The organism is Streptomyces sp. NRRL F-6676 (assembly GCF_000725625.1).
In the GTDB taxonomy this organism is placed as follows: domain Bacteria; phylum Actinomycetota; class Actinomycetes; order Streptomycetales; family Streptomycetaceae; genus Streptomyces.
This window is the reverse complement of record NZ_JOHS01000087.1, coordinates 1-16,933: the sequence shown is the minus strand read 5'-3', so window position 1 is coordinate 16,933 and position 16,933 is coordinate 1. Positions and strand designations below refer to the sequence as shown.

9 protein-coding genes and 1 pseudogene are annotated in these 16,933 nt (G+C 72.8%); 2 read left to right on the top strand and 8 right to left on the bottom strand.

Features of this window, described 5'->3' with window-relative positions; translation table 11 throughout:
* Positions 1-279 precede the first annotated feature (279 nt).
* The 4 genes from IO29_RS30270 to IO29_RS30255 form a co-directional block, all read right to left on the bottom strand.
* The gene (locus IO29_RS30270) at positions 280-1,974 is read right to left on the bottom strand and encodes a glycosyltransferase family 2 protein (RefSeq protein WP_078618573.1); all 1,695 of its coding nucleotides are present in this window, start codon (positions 1,972-1,974) and stop codon (positions 280-282) included.
* A complete protein-coding gene (locus tag IO29_RS30265) occupies positions 1,971-4,304 on the bottom strand; it encodes a CDP-glycerol glycerophosphotransferase family protein (RefSeq protein ID WP_037818442.1) in 2,334 nt (777 codons plus the stop codon). The genes IO29_RS30270 and IO29_RS30265 overlap by 4 nt, the downstream gene beginning before the upstream one ends.
* A 167-nt stretch (positions 4,305-4,471) precedes the next feature.
* Positions 4,472-5,389, bottom strand: a complete 918-nt coding sequence (locus tag IO29_RS30260) for an ABC transporter ATP-binding protein (RefSeq protein ID WP_030383215.1) — start codon at positions 5,387-5,389, stop codon at positions 4,472-4,474.
* Complete coding sequence (locus IO29_RS30255) at positions 5,382-6,320, bottom strand: ABC transporter permease (RefSeq protein ID WP_030383216.1); 939 nt, start codon at positions 6,318-6,320, stop codon at positions 5,382-5,384. Before IO29_RS30255 ends, IO29_RS30260 begins: the two co-directional genes overlap by 8 nt.
* A 163-nt stretch (positions 6,321-6,483) precedes the next feature.
* Here IO29_RS30255 and IO29_RS30250 point away from each other — a divergent pair, with 163 nt between their 5' ends.
* On the top strand, positions 6,484-7,248 hold the full coding sequence (locus IO29_RS30250; protein WP_030383217.1) for a TetR/AcrR family transcriptional regulator: 765 nt from the start codon (positions 6,484-6,486) through the stop codon (positions 7,246-7,248).
* Between the two features lie 73 nt (positions 7,249-7,321).
* Here IO29_RS30250 and IO29_RS30245 read toward each other — a convergent pair whose 3' ends face one another.
* A complete protein-coding gene (locus IO29_RS30245) occupies positions 7,322-8,161 on the bottom strand; it encodes an AraC family transcriptional regulator (RefSeq protein WP_234307698.1) in 840 nt (279 codons plus the stop codon).
* Between the two features lie 107 nt (positions 8,162-8,268).
* Here IO29_RS30245 and IO29_RS30240 point away from each other — a divergent pair, with 107 nt between their 5' ends.
* Positions 8,269-9,108, top strand: coding sequence for an alpha/beta fold hydrolase (locus IO29_RS30240; RefSeq protein ID WP_033226868.1), 840 nt, complete (start codon positions 8,269-8,271; stop codon positions 9,106-9,108).
* Here IO29_RS30240 and IO29_RS30235 read toward each other — a convergent pair.
* The 3 genes and pseudogenes from IO29_RS30235 to IO29_RS39810 all read right to left on the bottom strand — a co-directional run.
* Entirely contained in the window at positions 9,065-10,726 is a 1,662-nt protein-coding gene (locus IO29_RS30235; RefSeq protein WP_030383220.1) for a hypothetical protein, read from the bottom strand. The genes IO29_RS30240 and IO29_RS30235 overlap by 44 nt on opposite strands.
* Positions 10,727-10,888: 162 nt before the next feature.
* Positions 10,889-15,997, bottom strand: coding sequence for an NAD-glutamate dehydrogenase domain-containing protein (locus IO29_RS30230; protein WP_030383221.1), 5,109 nt, complete (start codon positions 15,995-15,997; stop codon positions 10,889-10,891).
* 787 nt (positions 15,998-16,784) lie between these two features.
* A pseudogene (locus tag IO29_RS39810) lies at positions 16,785-16,933 on the bottom strand (HAD family hydrolase); the annotation flags it as partial.

The following is a 16,933-nucleotide window of genomic DNA, read 5'->3' as shown; positions in this document are numbered from 1 at the left end:
TCCGCCAACTCACCCCGGAGCCGTTCCACCTCCCCCAACCTCATACCGAGAAGATGCCCAACACCAGGCGAGATCACCCAACGTAACGAAGCACTACTAAGGGCTGTCCCGTAATCCCTGGTGGATCAGCGTGCGGCGTCAGATGCGGTGCATCGCAAGGCGGAGAGGTGCCCAGATACTGGATGTATCCGGGCATTCCGACAACGCGGCGAGGCGCCGTAGCTGTCGTCGCGCGCCCGCCAGGGATTGCGGGACAGCCCTTAGCTACCCGGCCCCTGGTCAGCGCAGGGCGCTGCGCAGCAGCCGGGTCGCCCGGCGGATCCGCGGCGAGGACAGCCGGCGGGCCAGCGGGAGGAGCAGACGGGCGGCCGGGCCCACCGGAGTCCAGCGCAGTTGCAGCCGGCCCGCGCCCCTGCCCTCCGGTTCGACCGTCAGTTCGTGCGGGACGACGGTGCCGTGCACCACCGCCCGCAGCACCGGGAAGGACAGCGGGGCCAGCAGCACCCCCGTGTTCGTCAGGTCCTGGTGGTGCAGGCGCAGCAGCGGATGGCGGATCCCGCGGAAGCCCTGCGGCGGCAGCCGCGCCGCCGCCAGGTCCAGGCGGACCCGCCCCTCGAACACCCCCGGCCGCACCGGGTCCAGCCGGAACCCGGTGGTCAGCCGGCGCCGCCCGGGCGACACGACCACGCTCGCCCTCTGCGGCCCCACCGGCAGCCGCAGCCCGGGGTCGTAGGTCCGCACCGCCAGGTCCAGGGTGAGCCCGGGGCCGGGGGCGACCGAGCGGATCTCGTGCCGGAACAGGGCGCCGGGGAAGGGCCGGGAGTCCAGCTCCAGATCGGTGACGTCCAGCTCGCGGCGGCCCTGGTCCGAGGCCGGGGGGACGGCGCCCCAGTAGAGCCCGGTGCCGTCCGCGGTGGTCTCCCGGGGGGCCACCGCGTGGCCGAGGCCGCGCGCCGCCCACCGTGCCTCGGCGTACCGCCCGTCGCGGACGAGCTGGAGCACCACCCGCTCCGGGCGCGGCAGCCGGGCGAACGCGCCCTGCGCGAGCGTGTCCAGGTACGGCGTGACCTCGGCGGCGAAGGCGCGCAGCCACTCCTCGTCCCGGTAGGGCAGGTCGCCCGCGTACATGCGGAAGTCGTGCTTGAGGAACTTGTAGTCCTTGTCCTCGCGCAGCGACTCGTGCCCGCTCTCGGCGAGGAACGCGTCGATCAGCCGCTGGACGTGCACCCGGTCGCGCACGTTGGTCAGCTTGTGCCGCTGGTTGGAGATGGAGGCGGCGTCGGCGACGGCGTAGGGGGCGATGTACCAGCGGTAGACCGGCTCGGGGAGCACGGTGAACGACTTGGCCAGGCAGTACGCCTGGGCGGAGAAGAGCTGGTCCTCGTAGTGGATGCCCTCGGGAAAGCGCAGCTGGTGCCGGTCGAGGAAGGAGCGGGCGTACATCTTGCTGGTCGACAGGTGCTCGAACAGCAGTCCGGGTTCGGCCTCGATGCCGTCGACCGTACGGCGCTCGGCGACGAGGTGGGCCATCCAGCGCGAGCGGCGCCCGGTGTCCACGCGGACCCGTTCCACCGCGCCCATCACGAAGTCGACCTCGCGCTCCCGGTGTGCGGCGAGCAGCAGTTCCACCGCGTTGTCGGGGAGTTCGTCGTCGCTGTCGAGGAACATCAGATACGGGGCGCGGGCCACCTCCAGGGCGCGGTTGCGCGGGGCGCTGCACCCGCCGCTGTTCTCCGGCAGCCGCAGATGCAGCACCCGGGCGTCCTGGGCGGCCAGCGCGCGGGCGACGGCGGGGGTGTCGTCGGTGGAGTGGTCGTCGCTGATGATCACCTCGATGTTGGCGTGGGTCTGGCGCAGCGCGGAGGCGACCGCGCGCGGCAACCGTGCGGCGTCGTTGTAGACGATCACGGTGATCGTGACGTCCGGGCTGGTGAGCTCGGGGACGGTCAGGGGTACGGCGTCCGGGGCGGTCACAGGGCGGTCGCCTCCTCGGGGGTGGGGGCGGGGGTGCGTTCGTCGACGGGGACGACCGGCGGCAGCGTCTCTTCGGCGGCGCCCAGGAAGACCCGGCGCACGACACGCTCGGCGGCCTGTCCGTCGTCGTACTCGCAGAACCGGTGGCGGAAGGCGGTGAGCGCCTTGCGGGCGCCGTCGTCGCGCCAGGCGTCGGTTGCGAGGATCTCCGTCAGCTCCTCCTGGCTCCGCGCGACGGGGCCGGGGGCCTCGGCCATCAGGTCGAAGTAGACGCCGCGGGTGGAGGCGTAGGTCTCCCAGTCGTCGGCGTGGATCACGAGCGGCCGGTCGAGGTTGGCGTAGTCGAACATGATCGACGAGTAGTCCGTGACCAGCGCGTCCGCGGCCAGCGCCAGTTCCTCCACCGGGTCGTAGGAGGACACGTCGATCACCCGGCCGGTACGGCGCAGTCCGGCGAGCGGGGAGGCGGCGTTGCCGTAGAAGTAGTGGCCGCGCACGAGGAGCACGGTGTTCCCGCCGAGCCGGTCCGCGAGGGCGGCCAGGTCGAGACGGGGGGTCCAGCCGGCCTCGTAGTCGCGGTGGGTGGGGGCGTAGAGGATGGCGCGGCGGCCGGGCGGGATGCCGAGCCGGTCGCGGACGGCGCGGATGTCGGCGGCGGTGGCCCGGTAGTAGACGTCGTTGCGCGGATAGCCGTGGTCGAGCGGGGTCCAGCGGGAGGGGTAGGCGCGCTCCCACATGCGGGTGGAGTGGCTGTTGGCGGAGACGCTGTAGTCCCATTTGTCGACGCGGGCCAGCAGCGCCTCGAAGTCGAGCCCCTTGGCGGCGGCGGGGAAGTCGAGCTGGTCCAGGCCCATCCGCTTCAGCGGGGTGCCGTGGTGGGTCTGGAGGTGCACCGCGTCCGGGCGTTTGACCACCGCGTCGGGGAAGTTGACGTTGTTGACCAGGTACTTCGCCCGGGCCATGACGTCCCAGTAGCGGCGGGTGCCGGGCACCACGTGGTCCGTGCCGGGCGGCAGCAGGGCGGCGCGCTCGCGCGAGACCACCCACACCTGGTGGATGTCCGGGGCGAGCGCGGCGAGCCGGCCGGCGATGGCGGCCGGGTTGCAGGCGACGCCGCGGTCCCAGTACGCGGAGAACACCGCGAGGTGCGGATCGACGGGACCGCTCAGCGCCCTGCGGTAGCGGTGGTCGTCGAGCCGGGCGACGGCCAGGCGGCGGCCCGCGACGACCGCCTTCCTGACCGTGCGGCGGCGTTGGTTGGCGGCCTGGAGGGCGCGGTACTTCGCATAGGCGTTCTCCTCCAGCAGGGAGCGGCGGATGCCCTCGAAGCCGCCGGGGCGGCGGTACCCCTCGGGCCGCAGGCGTACGGCGGCGCGGGAGGCGCGCGCGAAGAACTCGCGCGCCACCGGCTCGGGCATGCCGCTGCGGGCGAAGGTGCGCAGGAAGTCGCGGACCATCACGTCGTAGAGCACCGCGCGGGGCCGCCCGGGGACCTCCCGCTCGGCCATCAGCCGCTGGAGCCGCTCGTACCGCCCGATCAGCGCGTACCGCTCCTCGGGCGTGGGCGGCGGCAGGCTCTCGGGGCGCAGCACACGGTCCTCGTAGACGGGCTGGTGCAGACAGGCGATCCGGTCGGCGTGCAGCAGCAGGCTGTAGGCGAGGTATGCCTCGTCGTCCGCCGCCTCCCGGGTGGCGGGCAGCGCCTCGTGCGCCCGCCAGAACTCCGCGCGGACCACGCGGGCGCCGAGCAGCGGGGTGAGCCGGAGCAGGTTGGGGAAGTCGGCGAGGGCCGGGGTGCGGCGGCCGGTGCGGGCGAAGATCCAGCCGTCGCCGCTGCGGGCGGCGGCGGTGTCCCAGGTGGAGCGGGTGTGGTCGACGGTGAGGACCTGCACGTCGGGCGGGAGTTCCGCGGTGCGGTCGGCGAGGGTGCGCAGCGCGCCCGGGGGCAGGCCGTCCTTGGCGCGGACGAAGTGCAGCCAGGCCCCGGTGGCGCGGTCGGCGCCGGCCGCGCGGGCGGCGGTGTCGTCCGTGCCACCGGGCAGCGGCACCACGCGCACCCGGCCGTCGCGCGGCGCCGCCCGCTCGGCCTCCCGCCGGGCGCGGTCGCCGACGGCGGCGACGACGATCTCGACGGTGCCGCTCCTGCCCCGGGTGCTTTCGCCGCCGGGGCTTTCGCCGCCGGGGCTTTCGCCGCCGGGGCTTTCGCCGCCGGGGCTTTCGCCGCCGCGACTTTCGCCGGTGAACGGCTGGGCGGCGAGCGAGTCGAGCAGCTCGGCGAGGTGCCCCTGGACGTCGGGGCCGTACACGACGACGCTCAGACCTGGTTGCACGCGGCCTCCCTCGCTCCCTCGCGCCCCGGCGCCCCTGGTGAACGCCGACGGGGACGACACCAGGCCATCGTTGCACCAAAGGGGCAAAAGGGGTGGATGCGGTTGCGCCTCAGGAGGGAAACGGGGGGGCGGGCCGGGCCGGCGCGCGGGGGTGCCCAGCGGGGTGCCTAGCGGGGCGTCTTCCGGGCCTTGTCGGGGCCGCCGGTGAACTCCTCGTACGCCGCCAGGACCTCGTCCGTCGGCCCGTCCATGCGCAGTTCCCCGCGCTCCAGCCACAGCACGCGGTCGCAGGTGTCGCGGATCGACTTGTTGCTGTGGCTGACCAGGAAGACGGTGCCGGCGTGCGCGCGCAGCTCGCGGATGCGCTGCTCGGAGCGCCTCTGGAAGGAGCGGTCGCCGGTGGCCAGGGCCTCGTCGACGAGGAGGACGTCGTGGTCCTTGGCGGCGGCGATGGAGAACCGCAGCCGGGCGGCCATGCCGGAGGAGTACGTGCGCATGGGGAGCGTGATGAAGTCGCCCTTCTCGTTGATGCCGGAGAAGTCGACGATCCCCTGGTAGCGCTCCTTGACCTGCTCGCGGGACATGCCCATGGCGAGCCCGCCGAGGTAGACGTTGCGCTCGCCGGTGAGGTCCTTCATCAGGGCCGCGTTGACGCCGAGGAGGGAGGGCTGGCCGTCGGTGTAGATACGGCCGTTCTCCACGGGGAGCAGTCCGGCGACGGCCTTGAGCAGCGTGGACTTGCCCGAGCCGTTGGTGCCGATCAGGCCGATGGCCTCGCCCCGGTAGGCGGTGAAGGACACGTTCCGCACGGCGTGCACCTTGCGCACACCGGCCGCCTTCTCGGCCTTCCCGCGGCGCAGCATCCGGTTGAGCGCGGCGGTGGCGGTGCCCCGGCCGGCGCCGGTGCCGTTGACGCGGTAGACGATGTCGACGGCGTCGCAGATGACGGTGGGGGCGGGGGTTCCGGGAGCCGGGGGCGCGGCATTCGTGAGGCCGGCGGTCTGGAGGCCGGTGGTCTGGAGGCCGGTGGCCCTGATGAGGTCGGTCGTCATGCGGTCGCTCGTCCTGAGATCGGTGTCAGCCACGGCCGTACGTCTCCTCGGCCTTCCAGAAGTAGATGAACCCGCCGACCCCGGCGAGCAGCGCCCAGCCGGTCGCGACGGCCCACACGTGCGGCGGGAGCTGGCTCGCGTGGAAGCTGTCGATGAGCGCGAAGCGCATGAGGTCGATGTAGACGGCGGCCGGGTTGCACTGCAAGGCGAGCAGCACGGCGTGCGGCAGGTCCCGGTCGCGCATGACGTGGTCGATGCTCCACATCACGCCGGACACGTACATCCACGTCCGCAGCACGAACGGCATCAACTGGGCGATGTCCGGGGTCTTGGCGCCCCAGCGGGCCATCACCATGGCCACACCGGCGTTGAAGCAGAACTGGAGCGTGAGCGCGGGCAGCACGAGCAGCCAGGAGGCGCTGACCGGCACGCCGAACGCGAGCAGGATCACCACCAGCGCGCACATCGAGAACAGCAGCTGCTGGAGCTGCTGGAGCGCGAAGGACACGGGCAGCGCGGCGCGCGGGAAGTGCAGCGCCCGCACGAGGCCGAGGTTGCCGGAGATCGCGCGGGTGCCGGACATGATCGAGCTCTGTGTGAACGTCCACACGAACACGCCCGTGACCAGGAACGGGACGTAGTCCGGGACGCCCCTCTTGGTGCCGAGCAGGATGCCGAAGATCAGGAAGTAGACCGCGGCGTTGAGCAGCGGGTTGGCCACCTGCCAGAGCTGGCCGAGCTTCGCCTGGCTGTACTGGGCGGTCAGCTTGGCGGTGGCGAAGGCGCGGATGAAGTGCCGGCGGGCCCAGAGCTGACGGCCGTACTCGGGCAGGGAGGGGCGGGCACCGCTGACCGACAGCCCGTACCGGGCGGCGAGCTGCGCGGGGGTCTCGGCGGGGGGCGCGGCGGCCGGCGCCGGGGAGCCGGCGGCCGTCGGGGGCGGGGGTTGCAGGACCTGGCTCACGTCCGCTGCTTTCGGAGGAGGGCGGGCCCGTCGGCGTGCGCCGGCCGCTTGCCTGGCCGTCGTTACGTCGGGACGGGTCCGTATCGTCGCAACGCGAGCGTAGGCCGAACCCACGTCGCAACGCAACCGTTTCGTCGTAACGCTCGCCCTATGCTTGGGCCGCATGACGAGCAGAGCCGACGCGGACAGGGAGCGCCAGGGCGGGACCGCGCGGGACGGCGCGGCCGGCCGGGCCAGGCCTGAGACGTCCACGACCGCGCGGCCGGCCCGCCCCTCCGGCGCCTCCGGCAGCTCCGGCGCCTCCGGCAGCTCCGGCAACTCCGGCGGCGCGACCCGGCGGCGACGGGCCCCGGCCGGGGCGGCCGTGCTCCGGCCCGAGGTCACGGAGGCGATCCGCGCGGCCGTCTTCGAGGAGCTGGCGGCCGTCGGCTACGCGCGCATGTCCATCGAGGGCATCGCCCGGCGGGCGGGCGTCGGCAAGACCGCGGTGTACCGGCGCTGGCGCTCCAAGCTGCATCTCGTGCTCGACCTGGTCTCGGCGCTGGCGGTGCAGGGGCTGCCCACCCCGGACACCGGCTCGCTGGAGACCGATCTGCGGCTGCTGTACGAGGTGACCTCGCGCGCCCTGCGCCACCCGGTGGCCGGCCAGATCCTGCCCGACCTCCAGGCGGAGGCGGCCCGCAACCCGGAGATCGCGGAGGCGTTGCAGAAGACCCTGCGCGAGGGCCAGCAGTCGGTGACCCGCGGCATCGTCGCGGCGGCGACGGCCCGCGGCGAGATCCGCGACACCGCCGACGAGAGCCTGGCCCTCGACCTCATCTCGGGCCCCCTGTACTGGCGCACGGTGGTGGCCCGCGAACCGAAGCTCCCGAAGGGCTATCTGGCGAGCCTGGCGAGGGCGACGGCGGGGGCACTGCGGGCGCTGTGAGGGGGAGCTTTCTGGTCTGCGGCTCCGCGACAGGCCCGACGTACCCGCTCCGCCGAACCTCAGGCTCCCCGAGCTACCGGGCGCCCCGCCACTCCCCCGGAGGAACCCCGACCAGCCTCCGGAAGAACACCGTGAAGTTCCCCACGTCCCCGAACCCGAGCCGCCGGGCACAGCCCGCGACCGGCACGTCCGTATGCGCGAGGACCCGCTTCGCCTCCAGCACCACCCGCTGGTCGAGGAACGCCTTCGCGCCCTCCCCCGTCACCGCCCGCACGGCCCGCGTCAACGTCCGCACGTCGTACCCGAGCACCCGCGCGTAGGCACCCACCTGGTGCCACTCGGCGAAGTGCTCCTCGACGGCGGCCCGGTACGCACGGAAGACCTCCGCGTGCCGCCCACCGGACGGCTCCGCCCCCGCCACGCCGGCCCCGGCCGGCAGCACCCGTAGCAACAGGGCCGCCAGCAGATGGGGCAACAGCCCCTCGGACGCCAGTGCCGGCGCCGTCACCACCGCCTCGTGCTCCCGGCGCAGATGCCCGGCCGCGAGCAGGGCGAGCTCCAGGCGCGGCGGATCCAGCTCCCAGCCCGCCGGAACGGCGGCCTCGGCGGCGGTGAAGCCGGCCAGGAAGGCGGGCCGGAACAGCACCAGCGGACCCTCGCACGTGTCGACGTCGCTCCACCGGTGCACCATCCCCGGCCGGATCCACACGACGCTGCCCGTCCCCAGCCGGTAGCCGCGGAAGTCCGCCTCGTGGCCGCCCTCCCCCGAGCCGACCAGGGCGAGGACATGGAAGTCGGGCCGCTGCGGAAGCACCCGGCGACGCTGCGGATCCATGGCCCGCAGCGCCGCGAAGTCCAGCACCTCGACACCGTACGGCGCCCCCACCGCGGGCAGATACCGAAGCTGCCGCACCCCACTGTGTCCGTTTTCCACAACCACCGCGCCCCTTTCCGCCACCGAGCCTACGACGCCACTCCTACGGTCGGACGTGCACCCAGAACCAGGGAAGAGACAGAGAAATGACGGAAACCACAAGCCCAGCCCCCACCACCGAAACGACGACGACCGTGCCCGTCCCCGGCGGCACCCTGGAGGTACGCGTCGGCGCGGGCACCGGACCCGCGCTGGTGTTCGCCCACTACTGGGGCGGCTCCGCCGACACCTGGACCGGCGTCCTCCACCGGCTCCCGCCCGGCCGGGCGACCGTCCGCTTCGACCAGCGCGGCTGGGGCACCTCCCGCGCGCTGCCCGGTCCGTACGGCCTCGAACAGCTCGCGGACGACCTGGCCCGCGTGGTCGAGGCGTGCGTGCCGGGGCCCTATGTGCTCGTCGGCCACTCGATGGGCGGCAAGGCGAGCCAGCTCCTCGCGGCCCGCCGGCCCGCCGGGCCGGCCGGCCTCGTACTCGTCGCCCCCGCCCCGCCCCGGCCGCCCGCGGCGGTGACGGAGGAGTACCGGCAGGGCCTCGCCCACGTGTACGACACACCGGAGACGGTGGAACACGCCCTCGACCACGTCCTGACCGCCACGCCGCTCCCGGCCGACGTGCGCGCCACCGCCGTGCGCGACAGCCTCGCCGCCGGGGAGGCGGCCCGGCGGGAGTGGCCGCTGCACGGCATCGCGCAGGACATCACGCGCGAGGTGCGCGGCATCGAGGTCCCGGTGACCGTACTGGCGGCGGAGCACGACGCCGTCGAACCGCCGGAGGTGCTGCGCGAGCACCTCCTGCCGCACATCCCGCACGCGACCCTGGTCACGCTCCCCGGACCCGGGCACCTGCTCCCGCTGGAGGCCCCAGCCGCCGTCGCGACGGCGCTCACGGACTTCCTGGCACGGCTCCCGCGCCGGCCCGCGCACTGACGACCTCGTACAGCTCCGCCCCGCCCGGCCCCGAGGCCACCCGCCGCAGCCCGTCCGGCGGGGCACCGTCGCCCTTCCCCCACACGACCCACCGCACCCCGTACCGCCGTACGACCGCACGCCGTACGGCAGAGGCGGTGCCCGCCGCGTAGTACCGGCGCACCGCGTCGAGCCGCTGCGCCTCGTCCGCCAGGAAGACGTCCGGGTAGCCCGGTGCGACGGTGTACGCCCCGTAGGCCGGAATGCGCCGGGCCGGCCCCTTCCGCGCCAGCACCACGTCCCCGTACCGCACCCGGGGCGTGATCCACCCGTACCCGTGCCACGGCGGCGCGCTCCGCTCGGCGACCGCCTCCGGCAGCACCCGGCGCGGCACGACGTACCCCACGACCCCCACCTGCGCCCACGCCCCCACGGCGAGCGCGCCCCCCACCACCACGGCGAGCCCCGCCCGCCACCATCCCTGCAACACGTCCCACGCCGTACACGCCTCCAGCGCGACGGCAAGCTGCGCCGGAATCAGCACCGCGGGCAACACCCGCCCCCAGGACCAGTGCCCGCTCACCCCACCGAGGGCGAACACGACAACGCCGAGAACGAAGAACACGACCAACGCGTCGCACCGCACCCGCCGGGCCCGCACGGCAAGGGCGAGAACGCCGAGGAGGACGAGCCCGTACCGCGCCAACAGGTCGTCGTACAACGGCCGATGAACGGCCTCCAGCCCGCCCCCCACCCGCACGAGCGAGAAGAAGTCGTAATAGGGCCACGCCCACAACAGCACGAGCCCCAACACGACTCCACCGAGCAACCGCGCCCCGGCGAAGGGGTGCGGGGAACTGCGCGACCAGCCCCCACCGGCCGTCGGCCGACCACGCACCCCCGGGGTCCAAGGGGCGGAGCCCCTTGAAGGGAAGGGAAGGGCAGGGGCGGCGGGGGCGAAGACCCCCGAGACAACCGCCCCCACCGCACCCAACGACGCCACCACCCCCGTGAACTGGTGCACCAGCAGAATCACCGCCCACAGCACCCCCAGCGCCAGAAACACCCCCCACCCCGCCCGCACCCGCACCGCCCGCGTCAGCGAAGCCCACAGATGGAACGACAACCCCAACGCGAGCGTGCTCGGATACGCCACCGTCAACGCCAGCGAGTCCAGCCCCACGAACCCGCTCCACGCGAAGTCCCGCACCCCCCACAGCAACACCACGCACAGCACGGCCAACGGCCCCGCCGCCCGAGACCCGCCCCACGTCCGCGCAGAGCGCCACACCCCGGACACCAGCACGAGGAGCGCTCCCACCGCCCCCACCCGCAACACGTTCCACACGGACAACCCGGACACCCGCGCCAGCCCCCCGAGCAGCACCGTCCAGGGCGAGTAGTACGGGCTGGGCGCGTCCGCCCGCACGAGCGGATCGCCGGGACGCACCAGATCGCGCCGCAACCGCTCCACGGTCGCCGCATGCATCCCGAGGTCCCCGATCCACGGCAACCGCAGGATCACGAGCACCATGAGCAGCACGACCACCGCGACCGCCGCCCGCAGCACCCCCACCCCCCAGGACGGACGCGCCGCCACCGCACCACGGACTCTCCCCTCGGAGACGCTGACAGTCACGGCCCGAAACCTCCAGGGAAGAACGAAGGGAGATACCGATACCCCTTTGAGCAAGAAAGAGTAGATATCCCACGGAAGATCCCCAAGAACCGCCGGCAAACGCGCAGGGGCGCCCTCCCGAGAGAGGGCGCCCCGAACCGCCGAGCCGTCGGCCGGCAACCGTCAGCTGTGCGAGCGCAGCAGCGTCCGCATCGTCCGCATGGCCACCGACAGATTCGCCAGGTCGAAGGAGTCCGAGCTCTGGATCTCCTCCAGCGTGGTGCGGGCCCGGCCGAGCAGCGCCGCGTTCTTCTCCTGCCACGTCTCGAACCGCTGCTCCGGCGTGGAGGTGCCGTTGCCGACGGTCAGGACGTCCGAGGTGAGCGCCGCGTGGGCCGCGTAGAGGTCCTCGCGGATCGCCGCGCGGGCCATCGACTGCCAGCGGTCCGCCCGCGGCAGTTCGATGATGCGGTCCATCAGCCGGGTGATGTTCAGCCGGTCGGCGAGGTCGTAGTACACCTCGGCGACGGCCATCGGGTCCTTGCCGGTGCGGTCGGCGACGGACACGATGTCGAGCGTCGGGAAGGCGGAGGAGAACCCGGCCACCCGCGTGGCGAGTTCGTCCGGGACACCGGCGCCCGACAGCTCGTCGTAGATCTTCTGGTACCACTCCGCGTCCGCGCCGCACAGCAGCTTGGGCAGCTGGGACCAGACCTGCTCGACCCGCTCCTGGAAGAACTCGATGGTCTCGCCGAGCTGGAGCGGCTGCGGCCGGTTGTTGAGCAGCCAGCGCGTGCCGCGCTCGACCAGACGCCGGGAGTGCAGCCGGATCCGGGTCTGGACGTCGGCCTCGACCTTGTTGTCGAGTTCCTCGACCGCGTCCCACACCGGTGCGGAGCGGAAGATGGCGCGCGCGGCGGTCTGCGCCCGCACGATCTCCTCGAGCGAGGCGCCGGTCTCCTCCCGCAGCCGGTGGAGGTACGTCGTACCGCCGGTGTTGACGGTGTCATTGACCAGCACCGTCGTGGTGATCTCGCGGCGCAGCGGGTGGCTCTCGATCGCCTCGGCGAACTTCTCGCGCAGGGCGGTCGGGAAGTACGCGTGCAGCAGACCGCTGAGGTAGGGGTCGTCCGGCAGCGTGGTGGCCAGCAGCTCCTCGGCCACCGTGATCTTCGTGTACGCCAGCAGGACGGCCGTCTCGGGGCCGGTCAGCCCGTTGCCGGAGCTGAGGCGCTCGCGGATCTGGCGGTCGGTGGGCAGGAACTCCAGGGCCCGGTCGAGGTGGCCGGCGCGCACCAGGTGGCGGATGAACCGCTGCTGGGCGTTGAGCATGTCCTTGGACTGGGCGAGCGCGTTGGCGATGGCCAGGTTCTGCGCGTAGTTGTTGCGCAGCACCAGGTGGCCGACCTCGTCGGTCATTCCGGCGAGGACCTTGTTGCGCTGCTTGACGGTGAGGTCGCCCTCGCGGACCAGGCCGTTGAGCAGGATCTTGATGTTCACCTCGTGGTCGGAGGTGTCCACGCCGGCGCTGTTGTCGATGGCGTCGGTGTTGATCCGGCCGCCCCGCATGGCGAACTCGATCCGGCCGAGCTGGGTGCAGCCCAGGTTGCCGCCCTCGCCGACGACCTGGACGCGCAGGTCGCCGCCGTCGACGCGGATGGCGTCGTTGGCCTTGTCGCCGACGTCGGCGTGCGACTCGGTGGAGGCCTTGACGTAGGTGCCGATGCCGCCGTTCCACAGCAGGTCGACGGGGGCCTGGAGGATCGCCTTCATCAGGTCGCCGGGGGTCATCTTGGTGACCTTGCCCTCGATGCCGAGGGCCTCGCGGATCTGGGCGTTGACCGGGATCGACTTGGCGCTGCGCGGGAAGATCCCGCCGCCGGCCGACAGCAGGTCGGTGTTGTAGTCGGCCCAGGAGGAGCGGGGCAGCTCGAACATGCGGCGGCGCTCGGCGTACGAGGTGGCCGCGTCCGGGTTCGGGTCGATGAAGATGTGCCGGTGGTCGAAGGCGGCGACCAGGCGGATGTGCTCGCTGAGCAGCATGCCGTTGCCGAACACGTCACCGGACATGTCGCCGACGCCGACGACGGTGAAGTCCTCGGTCTGGGTGTCCACGCCCAGCTCCCGGAAGTGCCGCTTGACGGACTCCCAGGCGCCACGGGCGGTGATGCCCATGCCCTTGTGGTCGTAGCCGGCCGAGCCACCGGAGGCGAAGGCGTCGCCGAGCCAGAAGTTGTACGCCTCGGCGACCTCGTTGGCGATGTCGGAGAAGGTCGCGGTGCCCTTGTCGGCGGCGACGACGAGGTAGGTGTCGTCCTCGTCGTGCCGGACGACGTCCGCCGGGTGGACGACCTCGCCGGCCACCATGTTGTCGGTGATGTCGAGCAGCGCCGAGATGAACGTCTTGTAGCTGGCGATGCCCTCCGCCAGCCAGGCGTCGCGGTCGACGGACGGGTCGGGCAGCTGCTTGGCGACGAAGCCGCCCTTGGCGCCGACCGGCACGATCACCGTGTTCTTGACCATCTGCGCCTTGACCAGGCCGAGGATCTCCGTGCGGAAGTCCTCGCGCCGGTCGGACCAGCGCAGTCCGCCGCGCGCGACCTTGCCGAAGCGCAGGTGGACGCCCTCGACGCGCGGCGAGTACACCCAGATCTCGTACGCCGGGCGGGGCGCGGGGAGGTCGGGGATGGCTTGCGGGTCGAACTTCATGGAGACGTACGCGTGCGGCGTGCCGTCCTCGGCGTGCTGGAAGAAGTTGGTGCGCAGCGTCGCCTTGATGACGGTGAGGAAGGAGCGCAGGATGCGGTCCTCGTCGAGCGAGGCGACCTTGTCGAGCGCGGCGTCGAGCTCTTCGAGGAGGGCGTCGGTGATCTCCACCCCGGCGCGCTGGCGCTCGGGCGACATCCGCGCCTCGAACAGGGAGACGAGCAGCCGGGTGGTGTGGACGTTGTTGCGGAGGGTGGTCTCCATGTAGTCCTGGCTGAACGTGGACCCGGCCTGGCGCAGGTACTTGGCGTAGGCGCGCAGCACCATCGCCTGCCGCCAGCTCAGCCCGGCGCTGAGGACGAGGGCGTTGAAGCCGTCGTTCTCGGCACGGCCGGTCCAGGTCGCGGCGAAGGCGTCCTGGAACCGCTCGCGGGCGTCGTCGCCCAGGTGTTCGCCGCCGCTCTGGGCGGGCATCCGCAGCCCGAAGTCGTAGATCCAGGCGGTGGTGCGGTCGGCGCAGCGCAGCTCGTACGGGCGTTCGTCGGTGACCTCGACGCCGAGCAGGCTCAGCACCGGCAGCACCCGGGAGAGGGAGACCGAGCCGCCCCGGCGGTAGATCTTGAAGCGGCGCTCGGCGGCGCCGGCGCCCACCGGCTCGTAGAGGCTGAGCGCGAAGTCCTTCTCGTCGTCGTCCAGCTGTTCGAGGTGGATGAGGTCGGCGACGGCGGCCCGGGGGCTGTGGTCGGCCTTGTAGCCCTCGGGGAAGGCGCTGGCGTAGCGGCGCAGCAGGGCGGCGGCGCGCTCCTCGCCGAGCTCGGCGTCGAGCGCCTCGGAGAAGCCGTCGGCCCAGGAGCGGCCGGCCTCGGCGAGACGGGACTCGATGCGGTCCTTGTCGGCGTCGGACAGCTCGGGCAGCTCGGTGCCCTGCGGGACGCGGACCACGAAGTGCAGCCGGGAGAGGATCGACTCGGTGTTCCAGGCGGTGAAGTCGACGCTGGTGCCGCCGAGCTCCTCCTTGAGGATGTCGATGATCCGCAGCCGGACGCCGGTGGTGTAGCGGTCGCGCGGGAGGTAGACGAGCGCGGAGTAGTAGCGCCCGTACTCGTCCTGTCGCAGGTAGAGCCGGAGCCGGCGGCGTTCCTGGAGGTAGAGCACCGAGGTGGCGATGGACCGCAGCTCGTCGGCCGGGGTCTGGAACAGCTCGTCGCGCGGGTAGGTCTCCAGGATCTGCGTCAGGTCGCGCCCGTCGTGGCTGTTGGGCGAGAACCCGGCGCCCTGGAGGACCTCCTCGACCTTGCGGCGGATGACGGGCACCCGGCGCACCGACTCGGTGTAGGCGGCGGAGGAGAACAGACCGAGGAAGCGGCGCTCGCCGGTGACGTTGCCCTCGGCGTCGAACTTCTTGACGCCGACGTAGTCCAGGTAGGAAGGCCGGTGCACGGTGGCGCGGCTGTTGGCCTTGGTGAGGACGAGCAGCTTGTGCTCACGGGCCTTGGCGCGGGCGTCGGCGGGCAGGCGTTCGAAGGAGGGGCTGACCGGGTGGCCGTCGTCGTCGGAGTGGTGCGGGTCCGCGCGCAGTATGCCGAGCCCGGTGCCGGGAACGGCGCTCAGCGCGTCGTCGCCGCGCAGCTCGTACTCCCGGTAGCCGAGGAAGGTGAAGTGGTCGTCGGCGAGCCAGTGCAGCAGCTCGCGGGCCTCCTCGACCTGCTGCCCCGGCAGGTCGCCGGGGACCGGCTCGCCGGGCAGCTCGTCGGCGATGCGGGAGGCGGTGTCCCGCATCTTCTCCCAGTCCTCGACGGCCTCGCGGACGTCGGACAGGACGCGCAGCAGGTCGGCGGTGATCTGCTTGAGGTCGGCGCGGTCGGTCTCGCGGTCGATCTCGACGTGGATCCACGACTCGACCGCCGCGTCCTGCGGCAGCTCGCCCTGGGGCGGGGTGGACAGCACCTCGAGCAGCTTGCCGGTGACGTCGCGCCGCACGACGAACTGCGGGTGGACGACGACGTGGATGCCGCGGCCCTGGCGGGAGAGGTCGTTGGTGACGGAGTCGACGAGGAAGGGCATGTCGTCCGTGACCACCTCGACGACGGAGTGGCTGCACGTCCAGCCGTTCTCCTCGACGGTGGGCGTGTGCACCCGCACGTTGGCGGTGCCCTGGGGGCGCGTCTCGGCCAGCCGGTAGTGCGAGACGGCGGCGCCGAACACGTCGACCGGGTCGCGGTCGGCGAGGTCCTCGGGGGCGGTGTGCAGGTAGTAGCGCTTCAGGAACGACAGCACGGACTCGCTGTCGGAGGTGTCCGGGGCGCCGGGCGCCGTGGGAGCCTCGGCGGTCGCCCGTCCGCGCGAGGCGGTCTTCCTGGCGGCGGTCTTCTTGCCGGTGGTCGTCCTGGCAGCAGGTGTCTTGCCGACGCTTGGCTTGGCAGCGGTCTTCTTCGAGGTCGTCGCCGGGGTGCCCGGGCTCGACGGGCCGTCCGGGGAGTCGCCCGTCGGCCCGGTCGGTAGGTGCCCCCCGACCGGGCTGTTCTCAGCTACGCGAGCCGCCCTTTCGAGCAACTCGGCCTTGGCTTCGTCCAGCTTGGTCTGCATTGTCCTCTGGCTCCTGTCGCGCGCCATTGCGTGACGTAGAAGGAAGTACGGTCTCTGCTCCGCCGTAACCGCCACAACGCCACGACGCGGAATGTCCGGTCTGCTTCGACGCTATGCCGCACGGTGGGACGGGCGAGGGGTTATCGGCCAATGTCGGCACTCCGGGGCAGTGTGACGCTGCTCTCGGCGCGCGTACCGCGCCCCCGGTTGCCCCGGCGGGCGCCTGCGGCGCCCTCTCGACCGGGCCCCGCCCCGGAGCCGCCTGACGCGGCCCCGGCGGATCAGCGGCCGCCGCCCGGACACGGCTCGCGGCCGTGCTCACCGGGCGCAGGGCAGGGGCGACGACGCCCCCGCGAACTATCGCGCTGATCACGCCCACAAGGCTATCCCCCCGCCCCGGCCCCCCGTCATGAGCCGTATGTGTACAAAACCAGCCCCCGAACTTTGACGTTTCGCACAGAGAGAGAAACGGTTTCTTCACGTATCGGGGACGGGGGCAGGCGCTCCCCCGCTGGGGACGCGGGAACGCGTCCTTTGCGCGGCTCCGCCGCGACGGGCGCGACAGGCCACCGTGCGCCGAAAGGGGCGCGGGGCGCTGTCCAATGCGCGGCTCCGCCGCGGCGGGCGCGACAGGCGCGACAGGCCACCGTGCCCCGGAAGGGGCGCGGGGAACTGCGCGACCAGCCCCCACCCACCCGCACCCGACCACGCACCCCCGGGGTCCAAGGGGCGGAGCCCCTTGAAGGGACGGGAAGGGTAGGGGCGGCGGGGGCGAAAAAACCTACCCTCAGCCCCCCACCCGCTCCGCCACCACAACCGCCTCCCCCAGAGAATCAACCACCGGCACCCCCACCCCCTCCAAACTCGCCCTCCCGTGCGACCCCCCGGTGTACAGCACCGCCCCCACCCCCGCCCGCTCCGCGGCCACCGCGTCAT

Coding starts and splice junctions, on each gene's coding strand:
- IO29_RS30250 (WP_030383217.1), top strand. CDS start 6,484: ATGACGAGCAGAGCCGACGCGGACAGGGAGCGCCAGGGCGGGACCGCG.
- IO29_RS30240 (WP_033226868.1), top strand. CDS start 8,269: ATGACGGAAACCACAAGCCCAGCCCCCACCACCGAAACGACGACGACC.
- IO29_RS30230 (WP_030383221.1), bottom strand. CDS start 15,997: ATGCAGACCAAGCTGGACGAAGCCAAGGCCGAGTTGCTCGAAAGGGCG.